General features: G+C 76.2%; 14 protein-coding genes. 6 read left to right on the top strand and 8 right to left on the bottom strand.

What is annotated here, in order from left to right:
* Positions 1 to 13: 13 nt before the first annotated feature.
* The 3 genes from ACGF15_RS07105 to ACGF15_RS07095 all read right to left on the bottom strand — a co-directional run bounded on the left by ACGF15_RS07105 (position 14) and on the right by ACGF15_RS07095 (position 3,255).
* Positions 14 to 2,167 (bottom strand): MMPL family transporter, encoded by a 2,154-nt coding sequence (locus ACGF15_RS07105; RefSeq protein WP_392797116.1) that lies wholly within the window; start codon positions 2,165 to 2,167, stop codon positions 14 to 16.
* 158 nt (positions 2,168 to 2,325) lie between these two features.
* Positions 2,326 to 2,817 carry a MarR family winged helix-turn-helix transcriptional regulator gene (locus ACGF15_RS07100; protein ID WP_345615232.1) on the bottom strand — a complete coding sequence of 164 codons (492 nt, stop codon included), beginning with the start codon at positions 2,815 to 2,817 and terminating at the stop codon, positions 2,326 to 2,328.
* A 123-nt stretch (positions 2,818 to 2,940) separates the two neighbouring features.
* A complete protein-coding gene (locus tag ACGF15_RS07095) occupies positions 2,941 to 3,255 on the bottom strand; it encodes a UBP-type zinc finger domain-containing protein (protein WP_392797115.1) in 315 nt (104 codons plus the stop codon).
* Between the two features lie 276 nt (positions 3,256 to 3,531).
* On the opposite strand from ACGF15_RS07095, the gene ACGF15_RS07090 reads away from it, so the two are divergent.
* Together ACGF15_RS07090 and ACGF15_RS07085 are read left to right on the top strand one after the other, a co-directional pair.
* Positions 3,532 to 4,785 (top strand): NAD(P)/FAD-dependent oxidoreductase, encoded by a 1,254-nt coding sequence (locus ACGF15_RS07090; protein WP_392797114.1) that lies wholly within the window; start codon positions 3,532 to 3,534, stop codon positions 4,783 to 4,785.
* A 120-nt stretch (positions 4,786 to 4,905) separates the two neighbouring features.
* A complete protein-coding gene (locus ACGF15_RS07085; protein WP_345615229.1) occupies positions 4,906 to 5,622 on the top strand; it encodes an SDR family NAD(P)-dependent oxidoreductase in 717 nt (238 codons plus the stop codon).
* Between the two features lie 30 nt (positions 5,623 to 5,652).
* Here ACGF15_RS07085 and ACGF15_RS07080 read toward each other — a convergent pair whose 3' ends face one another.
* The 3 genes from ACGF15_RS07080 to ACGF15_RS07070 form a co-directional block, all read right to left on the bottom strand.
* Positions 5,653 to 7,167 carry a cryptochrome/photolyase family protein gene (locus ACGF15_RS07080; RefSeq protein ID WP_362614652.1) on the bottom strand — a complete coding sequence of 505 codons (1,515 nt, stop codon included), beginning with the start codon at positions 7,165 to 7,167 and terminating at the stop codon, positions 5,653 to 5,655.
* A complete protein-coding gene (locus ACGF15_RS07075; protein WP_392797113.1) occupies positions 7,164 to 8,732 on the bottom strand; it encodes an SDR family oxidoreductase in 1,569 nt (522 codons plus the stop codon). Before ACGF15_RS07075 ends, ACGF15_RS07080 begins: the two co-directional genes overlap by 4 nt.
* Positions 8,733 to 8,923: 191 nt before the next feature.
* Complete coding sequence (locus tag ACGF15_RS07070) at positions 8,924 to 9,814, bottom strand: oxygenase MpaB family protein (protein WP_345615226.1); 891 nt, start codon at positions 9,812 to 9,814, stop codon at positions 8,924 to 8,926.
* 270 nt (positions 9,815 to 10,084) lie between these two features.
* On the opposite strand from ACGF15_RS07070, the gene ACGF15_RS07065 reads away from it, so the two are divergent.
* The 3 genes from ACGF15_RS07065 to ACGF15_RS07055 all read left to right on the top strand — a co-directional run bounded on the left by ACGF15_RS07065 (position 10,085) and on the right by ACGF15_RS07055 (position 12,049).
* Positions 10,085 to 10,510 (top strand): VOC family protein, encoded by a 426-nt coding sequence (locus tag ACGF15_RS07065; RefSeq protein WP_392797353.1) that lies wholly within the window; start codon positions 10,085 to 10,087, stop codon positions 10,508 to 10,510.
* Positions 10,511 to 10,654: 144 nt separating this feature from the next.
* Positions 10,655 to 11,047, top strand: coding sequence for an STAS domain-containing protein (locus ACGF15_RS07060; RefSeq protein ID WP_392797112.1), 393 nt, complete (start codon positions 10,655 to 10,657; stop codon positions 11,045 to 11,047).
* A gap of 381 nt (positions 11,048 to 11,428) precedes the next feature.
* Positions 11,429 to 12,049, top strand: coding sequence for an L-threonylcarbamoyladenylate synthase (locus tag ACGF15_RS07055; RefSeq protein ID WP_345615223.1), 621 nt, complete (start codon positions 11,429 to 11,431; stop codon positions 12,047 to 12,049).
* A gap of 69 nt (positions 12,050 to 12,118) precedes the next feature.
* Here ACGF15_RS07055 and ACGF15_RS07050 read toward each other — a convergent pair whose 3' ends face one another.
* On the bottom strand, positions 12,119 to 14,812 hold the full coding sequence (locus ACGF15_RS07050) for a SpoIIE family protein phosphatase (RefSeq protein ID WP_392797111.1): 2,694 nt from the start codon (positions 14,810 to 14,812) through the stop codon (positions 12,119 to 12,121).
* Between the two features lie 557 nt (positions 14,813 to 15,369).
* Here ACGF15_RS07050 and ctaD point away from each other — a divergent pair.
* Positions 15,370 to 17,115, top strand: coding sequence for a cytochrome c oxidase subunit I (gene ctaD, locus ACGF15_RS07045; protein WP_392797110.1), 1,746 nt, complete (start codon positions 15,370 to 15,372; stop codon positions 17,113 to 17,115).
* Here the strand turns inward: ctaD and ACGF15_RS07040 are convergent.
* Positions 17,033 to 19,291 (bottom strand): FUSC family protein, encoded by a 2,259-nt coding sequence (locus ACGF15_RS07040; protein ID WP_392797109.1) that lies wholly within the window; start codon positions 19,289 to 19,291, stop codon positions 17,033 to 17,035. The two genes, ctaD and ACGF15_RS07040, sit on opposite strands and share 83 nt — an antisense overlap.
* Between the last annotated feature and the right edge of the window lie 174 nt (positions 19,292 to 19,465).

The raw sequence follows: 19,465 nt of genomic DNA, 5'->3' as shown, positions 1-19,465 counted from the left end.
GCCCGGCGGACGCTCAGTCCCGCACCGCCGCTTCGCCCGCACGCGCGCCCGCGCCCACGCGGTCGGGCACCGCCGCCGGCTCCCGGACGCCCCGGCCGAGGCGTCCCGGCCACCAGGCCCGCGGGCCGATGTCGAGCACCAGCGCGGGCACCAGCAGGGAGCGCACCACCAGGGTGTCCAGCAGCACCCCGAAGGCGACGATGAAGGCGATCTGCACCAGGAACGCCAGCGGGATGACCGCGAGCGCCGCGAAGGTGGCGGCCAGCACCACGCCCGCGGAGGTGATCACCCCGCCGGTGGCGGTCAGCCCGCGCAGCACACCCTCGCGGGTGCCGTGCCGCAGGGACTCCTCCCGCACCCGGGACATCAGGAAGATGTTGTAGTCCACCCCCAGCGCGACGAGGAACACGAACCCGTACAGGGGGACGGACGGGTCGGTGCCCGAGAACCCGAGCAGCCCCTGGAAGACCAGGGCCGACACGCCGAGCGTCGCCAGGAAGTTCAGCGCGACGGTGGCCACCAGCAGGACGGGCATCACCAGCGAGCGCAGCAGGGCCACCAGGATCAGCAGGATGATCACGAGGACCACGGGGACGATCACCGCGCGGTCGCTCTGGGCGGTCTGCTGGGCGTCGTAGCGCTGCGCGGTGTACCCGCCGACCTCCGCGTCCGCGTCGGGGACGGCGTGCACCGCCTCGCGCAGCGCCACCACGGCGGCCTTGGCGGCGTCGCTGTCCGCGGCGTCGGCGAGGGTGACGTCGATGCGGACGTTGCCGTCGACCACCAGCGGCCCGCCCTGACCGGGGCTTCCGGATCCGGTGAACGGCGTCACCCCGGCCACGCCCTCGGTCCCGCGCGCGGCCCGCACCACCTCGTCGGCCCGGTCCGCGTCCGCGATCACGACGGCCGGCTGCCCCGACCCGCCCGGGAAGTGCTCCCCGAGCGTCCGCTGCGCGGCCACGGACGGCGCGTCGTTGACGAAGATCTCGTCCAGCGGCACGCCCTTGGAGACGAGCGCGGGGGAGAAGGCGGCGCACGCCAGCAGGGCGGCGAGGGTCACGGCCCAGACCTTGCGCGGGCCCCGGTCCACGAGGGCGGCGACCCTGGCCCACACGCCGCCGTCGCGGCCGTCCGGGGCGTCCGGGGCCTTCGGCCGGGCCGGCCAGTACGCGCTCCGGCCGAGGAGGAGCAGCACGGCAGGCAGGAAGGTGAGTGCGCTCAGCACGGAGCACACGATGCCGATGGCGCCCACCGGGCCGAGGGCGCGGTTGTTGGTCAGATCGCTGAGCAGCAGGGCGATCAGGCCGAGGGCCACCGTCGCGGCGCTGGCCACGATCGGACCGGCCGACTCGCGCAGCGCGGCGCGCATGGCCGCCACCCGGTCCTCCCGCCGCGCCAGCTCCTCCCGGAAGCGCGCGGTCAGCAGCAGCGCGTAGTCCGTCGCGGCGCCGATCACCAGGATCGACAGGATGCCCTGCACCTGGCCGTCCACCCGGACCACGTCGCGTTCGGCGAGGGCGTAGACGACGGCGCAGGCCAGCCCGAGGGCGAACACCGCCCCGAGGATGATGACGAACGGGAGGAGCACGCTGCGGTACACCAGCAGCAGGATGACCAGGACCGTGGCGAGTGCGACGGCCAGCAGCAGCCCGTCGATCCCGGCGAAGGCCTCCGAGAGGTCCGCCTGCGCGGCGGCGGGTCCGGCGACCTGCGCGGACGCCCCCGGGACCTGCGCCGCCGCCCGTTGGACCTCCTCCAGCACCGCGTCCAGGTCCTCCCCGAGGTCGGGCCGCAGCGGCACCACGCCCTGGAGGGCCTCCCCGTCCTCGGAGAGCAGCGCGGGCGACGGGGTCGCGGCGATCCCCTCGGCGCCGTCCAGGGAGGCGAGGGCGCCGGTCGCCGCCGTGCGCTGCGCCTCGGTGACCGGGCCGCCGCCCTCGGCGGTCCACACGACGACGGCGGGCAGCGACTCGTTGCGGTCGAAGCCCCGGCCGGCCTCGATGACCCGGGTGGACTCGGCGTTCTGCGGCAGGAAGGCGGCCTGGTCGTTGGTGGCGACCTCGCCGAGCTTGCCCGCGTAGGGCCCGAGGGTGCCGCCGATGCCGAGCCAGGCGACGAGCAGGACGATCGGCACGAGCCAGCGCACGAGCCGGGGGGAACTCAACATGGCACTCCCAGGGACGGGGGACGAGATCCTTCGACGGCAATGTATCTCAATGATCGAGATACCTTGCTGGCCGGGCCCGCGCGAAGGGCTCGCTCACCGGTCTCTTCCCCCGCCGGGCGGCGATCGGATGCGGACGGGCGGTGCCCGTCCGGCGGCCGTCAGGGCCTGCGGTTCAGCCGTTCCAGCTCGTCGCCCATCGCGCCCACGAAGCGCAGGGCGATCCTCAGCTCCTCCGGCGTGAACCCCTCCTGGGCGCGTGCGGTGGCCCGGGCCAGCGGCAGGAAGTGGGCCCGGGCCGTCGCCCGGGCGTCGGGAAGGAAGTGCAGGTGCACCACGCGCCGGTCGGAACTCTCCCGGGCACGCCGGATGTGCCCGGCCCGCTCCAGCCGGTCGAGGCAGGCGGTGACCGCGCCGGAGGTCAGGCCGAGGTGCTCGCGCAGCCGGCCGGGCGTCAGCGGGCTCTCGGCGTCCATGATCGCGGCGAGGGCCTGGACGTCCGTGGCGTGCAGGCCCTGGTCCGAGGCGAACTCGTGGGCGAACCTGTTGATCTCGCCGGTCAGCCTGCGCAACTGCACGGCGAAGGCGGGCAGGTCGAACCCCTGGACCTGCGGGGGAGTGTCCGCAGGCTGCTCATTCCTCGTCGTTGCCACCCCCTCAGCCTATCGAGCGTCCGGACGTCGCGGCCCGGCGCAGCGCACCCGGCGGCCCGCGCCGCCACCCGCCGGGGCGGGCGGCACCGAAGGCCCGGCCCGCGGGCGTTCGGCGGCTCGGGCTCAGGTACGGGGCAGGAGGAACACCTCGTCGGCATAGCACCAGGCCCAGTGCTCGCCCTCCTCGAACGACGCCGCCACCGGGTGTCCCGTCTCCCGGGCGTGCGCCCAGGCGTGCTGCCCCCGCGAGCTGTCGCAGCAGCCGATGTGACCGCACGTCAGGCACTCGCGCAGATGGACCCAGCGCCAGCCGCGCGCCACGCACTGCGCGCAGCCGCCCGGTGCGGAGCGGCCCCCTCGCGGTGCCGCGGTCTGCCGATGCGAGCAGGACCGCCCCTCGGGCCGCCCCCCGTCCGGGGCCACACGCCACTCGGCCAACGCCCGCTCCCTTCGCCGGCGCGCACCGCGCCCGTGGCGGCGCCCCGCACCGGGGCGCCGCCCACGATCCTGCCCCACCCCGCGCCCCTCCCGCCGCCTCGGCCCGCGGTACGCCGGCCCCCGGCCCCGTCACGGCGGAAGGGGGAGCCGTCATCCGCACGGGTCGTGTTCGCCCCGCCGGACGGCCGCCGCCCCGCGGCGGACGGCCCGCCGTGCGACCATGCGGGCGGATGCGAGGCGCCGTGGCCGCACGGCGCAGGAGGAGGGGGCAGCCCCGTGCACACGACCCACCACCCCGTCGACGTCCTCGTCGTCGGCGCCGGCCTCGCGGGCCTCGCCTGCGCCCGGGACCTCGCCGCGGAGGGACGGACCGTCAGCATCGTCGAGGCGTCCGACGCACCCGGGGGGCGGATGCGCACCGACCGGCGCGACGGCTTCCTGCTCGACCGCGGATTCCAGGTGTTCAACACCTCCTACCCCCAGGTCCGGCGCCGGCTCGACCTGCGTGCGCTGCGCCTGCACCCCTTCACCCCCGGTCTGCTGGTCCACCGCGGCGGGAGCCTCGTGCGCGTCGTGGACCCCAGCCGCCGCCCCCGGGAGGCCGGGGCCCTGCGACCGGGGCGCCTCGCGCCCACCCGCGACCTGCTCGCACTCGGGCGGCTCACCGCGGCCGACACCCTGCTGCCCGCCCCGCTGCTCAAACGGCGCCCCGAGCGCACCACGCGCACCGCGCTCGCGGAGGCGGGCGTCTCCGAGCACACCGTGGACACCCTGCTGCGGCCCTTCCTGTCGGGCGTGTTCCTGGAGGACGGGCTGGAGACCTCGTCCCGCGTCTTCCACCTGGTGTGGCGCAGCCTCGTACGCGGCAGCCTCTGCCTGCCCGCGGAGGGCATCGGCTCCGTGCCCGCGCAGCTCGCCCGGAACCTGCCGCCCGGCACGGTGCGCTACGGGGCACCGGTCGCCGAACTGACCCCGGCCGGGGCCCTGCTGGACGACGGGGGCGAGCACCCGGCGCGCGCCGTGGTCGTGGCGACGGGCCCCCGCGAGGCCGCCCGACTGCTCGACGGGCTCGACGTGCCCGGTACCCGCACGGTCACCACCTACTACCACACCGCGGCCGTCCCCCCGCTGGACGAGCCCACGCTGCTCGTGGACGCCGCGGGCCGCTTCCTCAACAGCTGCGTGCTCAGCCGCGTCGCCCCCGGATACGCCCCCCGCGGGATCCCCCTCGTGTCCACCTCGGTCCTCGGCGGCGACAGGCCCGGCCGGGAGCGGGAGGTGCGCGGGGCCCTGTCCGAGGCCTACGGGGCCGACACCGGGCACTGGGAGTTCCTGGCCGCCTGCACGGTCGAGGACGCCCTGCCCGCGATGCCCCCTCCCTGGCCCCTCAGCAGGGGCACCCGCGTGTCGCCGGGCCGCTACGTCTGCGGGGACCACCGTGCCACCGGCTCCGTCCAGGGGGCGCTCGCCTCCGGCGCGCGCGCCGCCCGCGAGGTCCTCGCCGACCTCTCCCGCGGCGGCACCGCCTGAGGCGGACCCGGTCCCGGTCGGGCCGCCGGATGCATCCGGCGGCCCGACCGGGCCGGAACCGGTAGCGGGGGCCGCCCTCGGGGCGACGGGCCCCGCGGCCCCGCCGGAACGGGAGGAACCGTGGAACTCTCCGGAGCACGCGTCCTGGTGGCCGGCGCCACGGGCGTCATCGGGCACGGCATCACCCGGGAACTGACGGCGCGCGGAGCCAGGACGGCGCTCGCCGGCCGGGACGCCGCACGCCTGGTGACCGTCGCCGACGCCACCGGACCGGACACCCCCCGGCGCGTCTTCGACGCCTACGACCTCGACGGCTGCGCCGCGCTGGCCCCCTGGGCCGCGGAGCGGCTCGGCGGGCTCGACGCCGTCGTCTGCGCCGTCGGCGCCGTCGCCTTCGGCCCGGCCGACACCCTCCTGGACGCCCACGCAGAGCACCTGGTGACGGTCAACCTGCTCGCCCCCGCCGCCCTGCTGCGCGCCGCGCTGCCGCTGCTCCCCGAAGGGGGCGCCGTCCTCGCGCTGACCGGGGTCGTCGCGACCTCCCCGCAGCCGGGCATGGCCGACTACAGCGCCTCCAAGGCGGCCCTGGCGGCCTGGCTGACCGCCGCCCGCGCGGAGCAGCGCCGTCGGCGGGTGCGGGTCGTCGAGGCCCGGCTCGGGCACCTCGACACCGGGCTCGTGGACCGCGCCGTCGCGGGCACCCCGCCGCCGCTGCCGCCCGGCGGCGATCCGGACCGGGCCGTCGCCGCGGTGGCCGACGCGCTGACGGGCGACGCCGAGCTGGTGCGGCCCGCCCCCGGCGGCCCGGGGTGCGTCCTTCAGCGCCGCGCCCGCTGACCGGCAGGGGGCCGACCCGCCCGCCGGCCCTCAGGGCGCCGCGCCGGCGTCCCGCCCCTCCTCCTGCCGCAGCAGCTCCGGCAGGTCCTTCAGCCGCCCCAGCCCCCGCGCCGCCTGCGCGGTGCGCGGGTTGCGCTCCAGGCGGTCGCGGTGGCGGTGGACGAAGGCCCAGTACCCGGCGGTGAAGGGGCAGGCGTCCTCACCGACCCGGCGGTCCGGCCGGTAGGCGCACGGGCCGCACAGATCGCTCATCCGGTCGATGTAGGCCCCGCCGGAGGTGTAGGGCTTGGTCGTCATCCGCCCCCCGTCCGCGTACTGGGACATGCCCGTGACGTTGGGGAGCATCACCCAGTCGTAGCCGTCCACGAAGCACCGGTGGAACCAGCCGGTGACGGCCCCGGGGTCCCAGCCGCGCTGGAGGGCGTGGCTGCCGAGCACCATCAGCCGGGGGATGTGGTGGGTCCAGCCGGTGTCCCGGACCTGGGCGAGCACCCGCGACAGGCAGCGCGCCGTGACGGCGTCCGCGTCCAGTTCCTCCCACCACCGCGGCAGCGCCCCGCGGGCCCCCAGGGCGTTGGAGGCCCGGTAGTCCTCCCCGAAGTACCAGTACAGCTGCCAGACGTACTCCCGCCAGCCCGCGATCTGCCGCACGAACCCCTCGACGCTGTTCAGCGGGGCACGCCCGGCGCGCCACGCGGCCTCGGCGGCCTCCACGCACTCCGCCGGGTCGAGCAGGCCCAGGTTGAGCGAGGACGACAGCAGGCTGTGGCTCATCACCGGGTCGCCGTGCAGCATCGCGTCCTCGTGGGGGCCGAAGCCGGCCAGCCGGTGCTCCACGAAGCGGTGGAGCGCCGCGAGCGCCTCGCGCCGCGTCGCGGGGAACAGCCGGGGCCCGTCGCGTCCCACGAAGGACACCTCCCCGTCGCGCTCCCAGCGGTCCAGGTCGCGGCGCACCTCCTCGTCCACGGCGCTCTCGCGGGGGCGGTAGGGCGGGGGAGCGCCCAGCTCCGCCGCGCCGCGCGGCGGGGGCTGCCGGTTGTCGTGGTCCCGGTTCCACCGCCCGCCCGCGGGCCCGTCGCCCTCCATCAGCAGCTCGTGGCGCCGGCGCACCCACCGGTAGAACGCCTCCTGGCGCAGCGGCCCCCCGCCCTGTCCGTCCGCCCACGCGGTGAACTCCTCCCGCGGGACGAGGAAGCCCGCGGGCGGCAGCACACGCGCCCCCTCCAGCGACCGCACCAGGCCCAGGGCGGCCCGCGAGGTGGGATGGCGTACCGTCAGCGGCCCCCGCCCCACGGCCGCGCGCAGGCCCTCCCGGTAGGTCTCGGCCCGCACATAGCGGACCCGGTCGCCCAGTTCGGCGGCGCGGTGCCGCATGGCCGACAGCACCAGGTGCGCCTTGGCCCGGTGGAAGCGCCGCCGCCGGAACACCGCCTTCGACTCGACCATGACCACGGGGGCGTCCCGGTGGGGGCCGCCGTCCCCGGGGGCGAGGAACCGGGGCCCCAGCTGGTCGCCGAACAGCCAGTGGGCGGGCGGCCGGTTCACCTGCCGGCCCGTCCGCCCGCACCGGCCGCCACCCGTCCCCCGGCGCCGGGCGGGCGGGGACCGGAGGCGGCCGCGTCCTGCTCGGCCTTGGCGGCGATGTTGCGGGCCATCCCGCCGAAGACCACCGAGTGGAAGGGCGACACGCTCCACCAGTAGGCGTGGCCCAGCAGGCCCCGCGGATGGAACACGGCCCGCTGCCGGAAGCGCGACCGCCCCGGGCCGTCGTCCTCGGCCCGCAACTCCAGCCAGGCCAGACCCGGAAGCCTCATCTCGGCCCGCAGCCGCAGCAGCCGCCCGGGCACGATCTCCTCCACCCGCCAGAAGTCCAGCGAGTCGCCGACCCGCAGATGCTGTGCGTCACGGCGCCCCCGCCGCAGCCCCACGCCGCCGACGAAGCGGTCCATCCAGCCGCGGACCGCCCAGGCGAGCGGGAAGGAGTACCAGCCGTTCTCACCGCCGATGCCCTCGATCACGCGCCACAGGTCCGCCCGGGGGCACTCGGCCGCCAGCTCGCGCTCGTCCGTGTACAGGCTGCCGCCCGCCCAGTCGGGGTCCGTCGGCAGCGGGTCGCTCGGGGCGCCCGGCAGCGACGCGGACGACCAGCGGGTGGCCACCTGCGCCTCGCGCACCCGCTGGAGCGCGAGGCGCAGCGCCGCGTCGAACGCCAGCGGCCGGTCCGGCGTGTCGGGCACGTACGCGGCGATGTCGTGCTCCGTGCACACCACCTCGTGGCGCAGCGACTCCGTCAGCGGACGGGCGATCGCGTGCGGAACGGGGGTCACCAGCCCGACCCAGTGGCTCGACAGCCGGGGGGTGAGCACCGGCACGGGCACGATCAGCCGCCTCGGCAGGCCCGCGACCTCGGCATAGCGGCGCATCATCGTCAGATAGGTGATGACCTCGGGTCCGCCGATGTCGAACGCCCGGTTCACCTCCTCGGGCATCCCCGCCGACCCGGCCAGGTAGCGCAGCACGTCGCGCACGCCGATCGGCTGGATCCGGGTGCGCACCCAGCTGGGCGTGACCATCACCGGCAGCCGCTCGGTGAGGTACCGCAGCATCTCGAAGGAGGCCGAGCCCGAGCCGATGATCACCGCCGCCCGCAGGACCGTCGCGGGCACCTCCCCCTCCAGGAACACGTCCCCGACCTCGGCCCGGGAGCGCAGGTGCGCCGACAGCTCCGAGCGCGGCACCCCCTTCGGGGTCAGGCCGCCGAGGTAGACGATCCGCCGCACCCCGGCCCGCCGGGCCTGCTCCGCGAAGATCCGGGCGGCCCGCCGGTCGGTCCGCTCGAAGTCCCTGCCCGTGCCGAGCGCGTGCACCAGGTAGTACGCGACGTCGATCCCGCGCATCGCCTCCCCGACGGAGCCGGGGTCGAGGACGTCGCCCCTGACCACCTCCGCCCGCCCGGCCCACCGGTGGTCGCGCAGCCGCTCGGGGGAGCGGGCCAGGCAGCGTACCCGGTGGCCGGCGCCGAGCAGCTCCGGCACCAGTCTGCCGCCGATGTAGCCGGTCGCCCCCGTGACCAGGCAGTGCTGCGCGCCGTCCCGCGCGGTGTCCGTCATCAGCGCCTCCTCGGGCCCCGTGCGCGCGCCCCGGGGCCGCGGCCCCGGAGGCGCACACCCTCACACGTCCTGCTTCCCCATGCTGGTCCCCGGCGGATGCACCCGCTCCCCGGCGGCCGCCGGGGAGCGGACGGAGGGGCCCGCCGGGCCTCCGGCGCGGCCCGCGCCCGGCCCGCGGCGGCGCGCACCGCTCATCCGGCCGCCTTGCGCCCCCGGACCGCGTCGCCCTGAGGGGGCGGGGCCATCGCCCAGCGGATGGCCCGCGTCATCGCGTGGCCCGCCAGCCGGATCCCGGGACCGCCCAGCGGCGGCAGTCCCAGCAGCTCCCGCGCCCACGGCGGCAGCAGCGCGATCGCGTTGGCCGCCAGCAGTGCGTACGGCGGCCGTGCCGCGGGCGGCAGCGGAGGGCGCAGCAGCAGGAAGCGCGCCGCCTCCCGGGCCTGCGGTGTGGCACGCAGCTCGGGCCGGTACGCCTGCAGCCGCGCTCGCAGTTCCCCCCGGTCGCGGGGCGGGTCGACGACGCCGAGCGCGGCGGCCACCCGCGCCGTGTCGGCGAGGTAGCCGTCGCAGCCCGCGGGGTCCAGGGGGCTGCGCCCGAACACCTGGTGGGCGCGCAGGAAGCTCTGCGCCTCCGCCGCGTGCACCCAGCCCAGCAGATGGGGGTCCGCCGCCCAGTACGCCTCGCCCGCGGCCGTGGTGCCCCGTACCCGGCGGTGCACCCCCCGCACCCGGTCGACGGCCCGCCGGGCGTCCTCGGCGGTGCCGTAGGTGGTGACGGCGAGGAAGGTGCTGGTGCGCTGGAGCCGGCCCCAGGGGTCGCCCCGGTACCCGGAGTGCGCCGCGACCGCGGCCATGGCCAGCGGGTGCAGCGACTGGAGCAGCAGGGCGCTGAGCCCTCCGATGAACATCGACGCGTCGCCGTGCACGACCCGGATGGGACGCTCGGGCGCGAACCAGCGGGGCCCGGGGGTGCCGTGGATCCGGGCCCGGTTGCTGGTGCCCGAGGGCCCGGCGACCCGCAGGAACAGACGGGCGCCGAGCTGCCGCCGCAGCCCGTCGACGCCAGGGACGGACATCTCCATGCGTCCAGTGTCCGCCCTCGGCCCGCCGGATCCGTCCCGCCGCTCCCCACGGCGTCTCCGTGCGTCCGGGCCCGGCCGCACGGTCCGCTGCGCAGCGTCCCCGGAGGTGCGCGGTGTTGACCTCGACCGCGGTTGAGTTCCTACGGTCGTCGCGACGGGCCGGTCGCCGACCGGCCGCACCCGCACCACCGGGAGTGCCCCGTGACCGAGAGCCGCCCGACCCCCGCCGACGCCCCGGAGCGCTACCACCGGGCGGTGGTGGCCCACATCATGGTCGACGACGCCCCTGCGGCCATCGACTTCTACCGGCGCGCCTTCGGCGCCAGGGAGGACTTCCGCCTCGGCGCGCCGGACGGCAGGGTCCTCCACGCCGAGGTCGTCATCGGCGGCAGCGTGCTCATGCTCGGCGACGCGAGCGTCCCCGAGGCCGAGGCCGAGGCGGCGGCCTGGCGGTCGCCGGCCGCCCTGGGCGGCGGCACCACCGTCGCGCTGCACGTCTTCATCCCGGACGTGGACGCGCTGGTCCGCAGGGCGGAGGGCGAGGGCGCCGAGGTCCTCCAGCCCCCGAAGGACATGTTCCACGGGGACCGGACCGCGATCCTCAAGGATCCCTTCGGCCATCTGTGGGTCTTCCTCACCCATCTGGAGGACGTGGCGGAGGAGGAGGTGCGCCGCCGGCTGGAGGCCGCGCTCTGACCGCCCGCGCGGGGCCCGGGTCCGGCCGCCGTGTGCTGCGGGCGGGTGGCCGGTGTCCGCCGCTCCGGGGAGTGCGTTCCCACCGGGGGGTGACGGTGCGCGGGAGGACGTTGCCCCCGGCCCGTCCCCGAAGTTGATCACGGCATGAGCAGACCGAGTACCGCTCCGATACTGCGTCCCGCCGGTCCCGCGCCCTTCGCGGACCGGAACCGCCCCGCCGCCCGGTGCCGCGGGGACCACGTCGTCCACTCCTGCACCAGCGCCGGGATCCTGCTGCGCATCGCCCTGCGGGGCGAGATCGACCACTACAGCGTGGCCCCCGTGCGCGCCCTGCTGGTCTCCGCCGCGGCGACGGGCGCCCGGCTGCTGATCCTGGACACCGCCCGCGTCACCTTCGCCGACTCCGCCCTGCTGAAGGCCCTCGCCCTCTGGCGCCGCGACGGGCGGCGCCTCCGGCTGACCGGCACCTCCCGCGCCGTGGCGCACCTGCTGGCCGCCGCGCGCCTCCGCGGGGGCTGCCCCGCACCCGGCCCCTGACGCCGAGGTGCGGCGCGTCCGCGGACGGGCGCGCTCCGGCGCGTACGCCCCCGGGCGCGCAGGGCCGCCGCGCTGCGCTCGCCCGGGGAGCCGCCTCCCGGGGAGCCGGACCCCGGCCCCCCGGCCCCCGTGCCGGGCGGGCCGGGGCGGCCCGCCCGGGGAGCCGCCGGGAGGCACGGCTCGCCACTCCTGCGCACACGGCCCGCACCTGACAGGGCGTCAGGAGCGCTGCGTGCCGGCCCGGGCCGCCGGGCGCGGTGCAGCGCACGGGGGAGGGACGCCCTGCCGCCGAGCGGGTCCCGCGGGGTGCGGCACCGCGGGAGGCCCCGCGGTGCCGCACTGCGCCCGCCGGGACGACGGGGCGGACCGTAGACTCGGCGGATGGCGAAGTACCTTGACGTGCACCCCGACAACCCCCAGCGCCGCACCATCAGCGGCGTCGCCGACAGCATCCGCGACGGCGCCCTCATCGCGTACCCCACGGACTCCTGCTACGCCCTGGGCTGCCGTATCGGCAGCCGGGACGGCCTCAGCCGGATCCGCTCCATCCGCAACCTCGACGACCGGCACCACTTCACGCTGGTCTGCCGGGACTTCTCGCAGCTGGGCCAGTTCGTACACGTCGACAACGACGTCTTCCGCGCCGTCAAGGCGGCGACTCCCGGGAGCTACACCTTCATCCTCCCGGCCACCCGGGAGGTGCCGCGCCAGCTCCTGCACCCCAAGAAGAGGACCGTCGGGGTGCGCATCCCCGACCACACGGTCACCCAGGCGCTGCTGGCCGAACTCGGGGAGCCGCTGCTCTCCAGCACCCTGCTGCTGCCGGACGAGGAGGAGCCGCTCACCCAGGGATGGGAGATCAAGGAGCGCCTCGACCACGTCGTCGACGCCGTCCTGGACTCCGGCGACTGCGGCACCGAGCCCACCACCGTCGTCGACTTCTCCGGTGACGCCCCGGAGATCGTGCGGCGGGGCGCGGGCGACCCCGCCCGCTTCGAGTAGCCGCGTCCCGGCGCCGGACGCCCCGCCCCCCGGAACCGGGGAGGCGGGGCGGCCCGGAGCCCGCCCGCGTCACCAGACCGCCGGCTCCGTACCGCCCAGGGCCAGCTCCGCCCAGATGACCTTGCCGGTCGCGGTGTACCGGGTGCCCCAGCGCGAGGTGAGCTGGGCGACCAGGAACAGGCCGCGTCCGCCCTCGTCCGTCGCCGCCGCCCGGCGCAGATGCGGAGAGGTACTGCTGCCGTCCGAGACCTCGCAGACCAGCGAGCGGTCGTAGAGCATCCGCACGCGCACCGGCGCGGAGCCGTAGCGGATGGCGTTCGTCAGCAGCTCGCTCAGCACCAGCTCGGTGGTGAAGCCGACCTCCTTCAGCCCCCACGCCTCCAGCCGTCGCATGCAGGCGCTGCGCACCGTCCGCACCGAGGCCGGATCCCTCGGCACCTCCCACTCGGCGACCCGCGAGGGGTCGAGCCGTCCCGTGCGCGCCACCAGCAGCGCGATGTCGTCCCGGCGGTCCCCGCTCGGCATGGCCTGCACGACGGCCTCGCAGGTCTCCTCCGGGGTGCGCCCGGCGAGCGCCCCGAGGGTCCTGCTCAGCGTCTCCAGCCCCTCGTCGATGTCGTGGCCGCGGTGCTCGACCAGGCCGTCGGTGAACAGCACCAGCCGGCTTCCCTCGGGCAGGACCGTTTCGGCGGTCTCGACGGGCAGGCCCCCGAGGCCGAGCGGAGGGGTCACCGGCACGTCCAGGAAGCGGACGGTGCCGTCGGGCAGCACCAGGGCGGGGGAGGGATGGCCCGCCCGCGCGGTGGCGACGGTCCCGGAGACCGGGTCGTAGACGGCGTACAGGCAGGTGGCGCCCGTGATGCCGTCGCCGGCGCCGCCCCCGGGCTCGTCCTGGTCGATACGGCTGACCAGCTCGTCGAGGCGGGTCAGCAGCTCGTCGGGGGGCAGGTCGAGGGTCGAGAAGTTGTGCACCGCCGTGCGCAGGCGGCCCATCGTCGCCGCGGCCTGCAGGCCGTGCCCCACGACGTCGCCCACGACCAGCGCCACCCGCGCGCCCGGCAGCGGGATCACGTCGAACCAGTCGCCGCCCACCCGGGCGTGCGAGGGCAGATAGCGGTAGGCCACGTCCAGCGCCGTATGGCGCGGCATCACATGGGGCAGCAGGCTGCGCTGCAGCGTCTCCGCCATGGCGTGCTCGCGGCTGAAGCGCCGCGCGTTGTCGATCGCCACGGCGGCCCGGGCCGCCAGCTCCTCGGCGAAGGACAGCTCGTCCTCCTCGAACGGCTGCGTCCCCGCCCCCCGCCAGAAGGCGACCAGCCCCAGTACGGCCTCACCGGACTGGAGCGGTGCCACGACCAGCGAGTGGATGCCGTACTCCAGTGCCGCCGCCGCTCCCGCGGGGTCCTGAGCACGCCACCCCGAGGCCGCCGCGAGGTCCGGCTCGACGACGGCGCGGACCCCCTCCAGGGCCCGCTGCATCGGCGTCCCCGGGGCGGCGAACCGGATCACGTCGCCGACCGGCTGGAAGGGGTGGTCGGGGCGCACCCCGCTCACGGCCGCGCGCCGCATCTGGGCCACCGCGCCCGACGGCTCGTCGCCCCTGATCACCGAGTCGAGCAGCTCCACCGTCACGAAGTCGGCGAACCGGGGCACCACCGCGCGCGACAGCTCCTCCGCCGTCTCCCGGACGTCGAGGGTGGTGCCGATCCGCGCCCCCGCGTCGTACAGGATCGTCAGCCGCTCGCGGGCCCGCTGCGCCGTGCCCGACAGACGGCGCAGCTCCGTGGTGTCCCGCAGGGTGGCCACGTTGCCCGCGTTGCCGCCGTAGGGCGCCGTCGGCCGGGTGCTCACCGAGACCAGCCGGTCGCCGACGAGGTGCACCTCGTCGCTCACGGCCCGCTCGGAGGCGAGCAGTGCGGCCAGGCCAGGGCGCAGCCCCAGCTCCGACACCTTCCGGTCCACCGCGTCCCCGGGCAGCCCCAGCAGCCGCTGCGCCTCGTCGTTGACCAGGGCCAGTCTGCCGTCCGGGCCGACGATCAGCACCCCCTCCCGCACCGCGTGCAGCACGGCGTTGTGGTGCTCGTACATGCGCGTCATCTCGGCCGGGCCGATCCCGTGCGTCTGCCGCCGCAGCCTCCTGCTCACCAGGGCCGCACTGGCGGTCGCCAGGGCCAGTGCCACCGCCCCCGACCCCAGCAGCACCGGGAGCTGGCGCTCCACCGAGTCGCCCACGGTGACGATCCGCACCCCGGCGCCGACCAGTCCCACGACCTGCCCGTCGCCGTCCGTCACCGGGACGAAGGCGCGGGCCGCGTCGCTCGGCGCACCCTCGAAGATCTCGGTGAAGGCCTCCCCCTCGGTCGCCCGTTCCACCCCGGGCGTACGGGTGCCGATCAGCCGCGGCTCGGTGTCGGCGTAGCGGAGCCCGGTCGGGGAGGTGATCGTCATGAAGTCCACCCCCGCGGTCTCGGTCGCCCCGGCGACCACGGGCTGGAGCACGCGCGTGGGGTCGGGCCCCGTGAGGTCCTCCGCCATCCCGGGGGACCCGGCCATCGCGGCGGCCGCGGCCAGCGACCGGTTGCGCGCGTTCTGCCCGCTGTCGTGGGAGGCCTGGAGCAGCAGGGCCGTCAGCGCCGCGGCGATCAGCAGCACGGCCACGACCACCTGCAGCAGCAGCACCTGGCCCGCCACGGTGCGCACGCCCAGCAGCGACTGCCCTGCCGCGGGCACGCGCCTGGTGTGCGGTGACCTCTTCCCGTTCAACGAGCCTCACTCCCGGACGGCCGGCCGTGCAGGGTCCGCCCCGTCGGCGCCGGGCCGCCGGAGCGGGATCCGCCGTGCTCCTGTGCGGTACGGATCCGGCCTCCTGTCCCATCTTCCGCCCACTATGCGCCCATCGGATCACCCGCACCCGGGACATGCCCTCCGACCTGCCCGGACTCACCGCACGGAGGACGGACGGCCCCCCGCACGGGGGAGCGGCGGCGGTCCCCGGGGAGCGCGGTGCGGGCACCGGCCCCGCCCGGACCGGTGCGCGGGGTCCCTCCGCGGCCGCGGTCGGTGCCGCCCGGGGCGCCGTCCGGAAACGGGCCGCCGTGTGCCGGGCCCTGGCGCGCACCGGGCGGCGCACCGGACGTGCCGCGCCCGCCGGGCGGTGAGCCCTGCCCAGGGGGATGTGTCGGGTGATTTCGGAATGTTGGAGGGCAGAACGACCCGTTCGAGCGGCTAGATTGGCCGCCGTACCTGCCCCGGGTCGCCCCGACGGCCTGATCCCGGAGCGCCCGGGGCGTCGAAGACGCGGCACCGTCCGGGGAGTTCATGTGACATTCGGATCACCCTCGCGGCTCGGCCCGCCCCAGGGCGCGGAAGCGGACCACGGGGCGCGGGACGAGCCGCGCCGCAGTCCCGGCCGACTCGTCGTCTCCTGGCTGACCACCACCGACCACAAGGTCATCGGCACGCTGTACATGGTCACGGCGTTCGGCTTCTTCCTGGTCGGCGGCGTCATGGCCCTGCTCATGCGCGCCGAGCTCGCTCGTCCGGGCACGCAGATCATGTCCAACGAGCAGTTCAACCAGGCGTTCACCATGCACGGCACGGTGATGCTGCTGATGTTCGCCACCCCGCTGTTCGCGGGTTTCGCGAACTGGATCATGCCGCTCCAGATCGGTGCGCCCGACGTGGCGTTCCCGCGGCTGAACATGTTCGCCTACTGGCTCTACCTCTTCGGCTCGCTGATCGCGGTCTCGGGCTTCCTCACCCCGCAGGGCGCGGCCGACTTCGGCTGGTTCGCCTACGCGCCGCTGAACGACGCGGTCCGCTCGCCGGGTGTGGGCGCCGACATGTGGATCATGGGCCTGGCCTTCTCCGGCTTCGGCACCATCCTCGGATCGGTCAACTTCATCACCACGATCATCTGCATGCGCGCGCCCGGCATGACGATGTTCCGGATGCCGATGTTCACCTGGACCGTGCTGCTGACCGGCGTGCTCGTCATCATGGCCTTCCCGGTCCTCGCCGCGGCCCTGTTCGCGCTGGAGGCGGACCGCAAGTTCGGCAGCCACGTCTTCGACCCGGCCAACGGCGGCGCCCTGCTGTGGCAGCACCTCTTCTGGTTCTTCGGCCACCCCGAGGTGTACATCATCGCGCTGCCGTTCTTCGGCATCGCCTCTGAGGTCATCCCGGTCTTCTCCCGCAAGCCCCTGTTCGGCTACATCGGCCTGATCGGGGCGACCATCGCCATCGCCGGCCTGTCGATCACGGTGTGGGCCCACCACATGTTCGTCACCGGCGGGGTGCTGCTGCCGTTCTTCTCGTTCATGACCTTCCTCATCGCGGTACCGACCGGTGTGAAGTTCTTCAACTGGATCGGCACGATGTGGCGCGGCACGCTCTCCTTCGAGACACCGATGCTCTGGACGATCGGCTTCCTGGTCACCTTCCTCTTCGGCGGTCTGACCGGTGTCATCCTGGCCTCGCCGCCGCTGGACTTCCACGTCTCCGACTCCTACTTCGTGGTGGCGCACTTCCACTACGTCGTCTTCGGCACCGTGGTCTTCGCGATGTTCGCCGGCTTCCACTTCTGGTGGCCCAAGTTCACCGGCAAGATGCTCGACGAACGCCTCGGCAAGATCACCTTCTGGACGCTGTTCATCGGCTTCCACACCACCTTCCTGGTCCAGCACTGGCTGGGCGCGGAGGGCATGCCGCGGCGCTACGCCGACTACCTGGCGGCCGACGGCTTCACGGCGCTCAACACCCTCTCCACCATCGGGTCGTTCCTGCTGGGCCTGTCGATGTTCCCGTTCATGTACAACGTCTGGAAGACCATGCAGCACGGGAGGAAGGTCGAGGAGGACGACCCGTGGGGCTACGGCCGCTCCCTCGAGTGGGCCACGTCCTGCCCGCCGCCGCGGCACAACTTCCTCACCCTGCCCCGCATCCGCAGCGAATCGCCCGCCTTCGACCTGCACCACCCCGACATCACGGCGGCCGAACCCCGGGGGGTCCCGGCGGGCTCCGGTGCCGGGGGCCCGCAGGACCCACCGCACCCGAGGGGGCTCTGAGCGCCTTCGTGCCCCGGGCCCGGGCCGGGCCGTCAGCCCCGGCCTCTCCCGGGTCCTGCTGCGGTGCGCCGACGGCCTCCAGCTCGGCGGCGAGGACGGCGAACCAGTTCTCCAGATCGGTCAGGACCGGCAGCGCCGGGCCCGCGCACACCGCGGCACCGGGCATCCGCACGGCCTCCCCGGCCGACACGCCGCCCGGGGGGAAGGACGCGGCCCGCACGGTCGCCACCTGAAGGCCCAGCGCCGCCTCGCGCGCCCAGATCGCCGAGGGCCCCGGCACGGCCGTCGGATCGCGGCTGAGCCGGGGCAGCCACCGCGCACCGATCAGCACGTGCACGGCGCTGTTCAGCGCGGCCAGCCAGTCGGGACCGCCGCCGCCCGCCCCGCCGGGTTCGCTCCGGCACTGCGCGTAGGCCGCCTCCGCCAGCCGCAGCCGGTGCACGGCCCGGTCCAGTTCCTGCGCGGAGACCGGGACCGTCCCGGCCGCCCCGCCGTCCCCGCCCGAACGCTCCGGCGCCGGGACCAGGGCACCGGCGGTCGCGGGGACGAGGGGCGCGACCGAGCGCAGCAGGTCGGAGACGCTGCGGCGGAGTTCCTCGCGCGCCCCCGCCGGCCAGGCGAGCACCCCGCACAGCAGGCCCACCGCGCACCCGGTCAGCACATCGAGCATCCGCGTCTCCGCGATCCGCCACGAGGCCGAGGACAGCTGGGCGAAGGCGGTGGCCACGAGCACCGTGAACAGCCCCTGCGCCCACGCGGTCCCGGCCACGGGCCCCACCGCGAACGCGAGCAGCATCAGCGGCACCATGATCATCGCGTACACGCCCGGAGCGTCCCCCACGCCCAGCACCAGCAGTCCGGCCGCCGAGGCTCCGAAGAACGTCCCGAGGATCCCCGCCCGCACCGCCGACCACGTCGCCCGGACGGTGGTCCGCCCCAGTGTCAGCACCGCCAGCAGCACCCAGAAGCCGTGCTGCAGGTCCAGCGTGCCCGCCACCAGCCGCGCCGCCCCGAGGCCGGCCGCCGTGCGCAGCGCGCTCTGCAGGACGACGGACTGCGCGGTCATGTTGCCGGCCAGCCGGCGCAGCCACAGCCGCACGGTGGGCTCATCGGCGTACCAGAACTGCTCCCGGGGGATCCCCGGGGGCACCTCGCGCGCACCGGCCCCGACGGCGACGGCGGTCTGCGCGATGAGCGCGGGCACCGCCACCGCCAGGACCGCTGACCGGCGGCGCTCCACCGCGACCGCCGCGTCGTCCGCGGTGTCCCCGGTCGAGGCGCGTGTGCGCAGGAAGTCCGCCACCACCTCGGAGAGCGCCGCGGGCCCGGGGGCGGGGCCCCGCCCGCGCAGCGCCCTCGCCGAGCCGCGGCAGGCATCGGCCACCTCGCGCAGCAGCAGGGCCGAGGGCGCCTCGCGTGCCGCCCGGTCCGCCGGCCACCGAACGGATCCCGCCAACTGGTCGAGCAGGCGCCGCACGGCCATGGCCGTCTGGGCGAGGGCCCGGTCCGTGCGGCCGACCCCGGCGGGGCGGACCGACGGCGGCAGCCTGGACATCCGCAGCTCCTGCCCTGCGGCCCGCAGCCGCCGCGCGGCCGCCCCGTCGACCGCACCGCGGCGCGCGGCCTGCACGGCGGCCGAGGCCGCGAGGTCCAGGGCCTCCGCCAGACGCAGCCGGCAGGAGGCCACGGCGGGTGCCGGGAGCAGCAGCGATTCGGCGGTGACCAGCAGCACCCCGCCGACCAGCACCCCGGCAAGGCGCTCGGGGAGCGTGTCCGGCGCGTAGGGCGGGAAGGAGGCCAGGATGTAGAAGAGCTGCAGGCCGGGAGCCGCGGCCGCCGGCCTCGGGCCGCCCGCGGCCCCGAAGGACAGGACGAACCCGACGACCAGCATCCCGCCCACCGCCGCCGCGGTGCCCACCGCCAGCGCGGTGCCGAGGGCGACGAGGCCGAGCGCCCAGGGCAGCGCCCTCACCACCAGGGAGGCCCGGTCCCGCCCGGACCCCGGCAGCGGGGACAGCGCGCCGAGGGCGATGGGCGTGAACAGCGCGTACAGCGCGGCCACCGGCGCATCCAGCCAGTAGACCAGGGGGAGGAAGCCCGCGGTCGCGGCCGCGGTGATCCGCACGGCCCTGCGCAGGGCCTGGATACGGTCATCCGCCGACGGACGTGCCCGCATGGCGGCTCCTCTCCGGCACCCGGCCCGCACCCTGTGCGCCGGGGGCCCGCCGTACCGCCATTGTCGGCCCCGGCCGCCCGCGGGGCAGCCGCGGAGGCCGGCGGGCCCGCTCGGCGGCACACCCCGGGCGCCGCAGCGCCCCCGCCCGGGGGCGGGGACGCCGACCGCGCCCCA

Origin of the sequence: Streptomyces sp. NPDC048001, from assembly GCF_043203115.1 — a bacterium.
Lineage (GTDB): Bacteria > Actinomycetota > Actinomycetes > Streptomycetales > Streptomycetaceae > Streptomyces > Streptomyces sanyensis.
The sequence above is the reverse complement of the archived record's forward strand: the minus strand, read 5'-3'. Positions and strand labels throughout refer to the sequence as shown.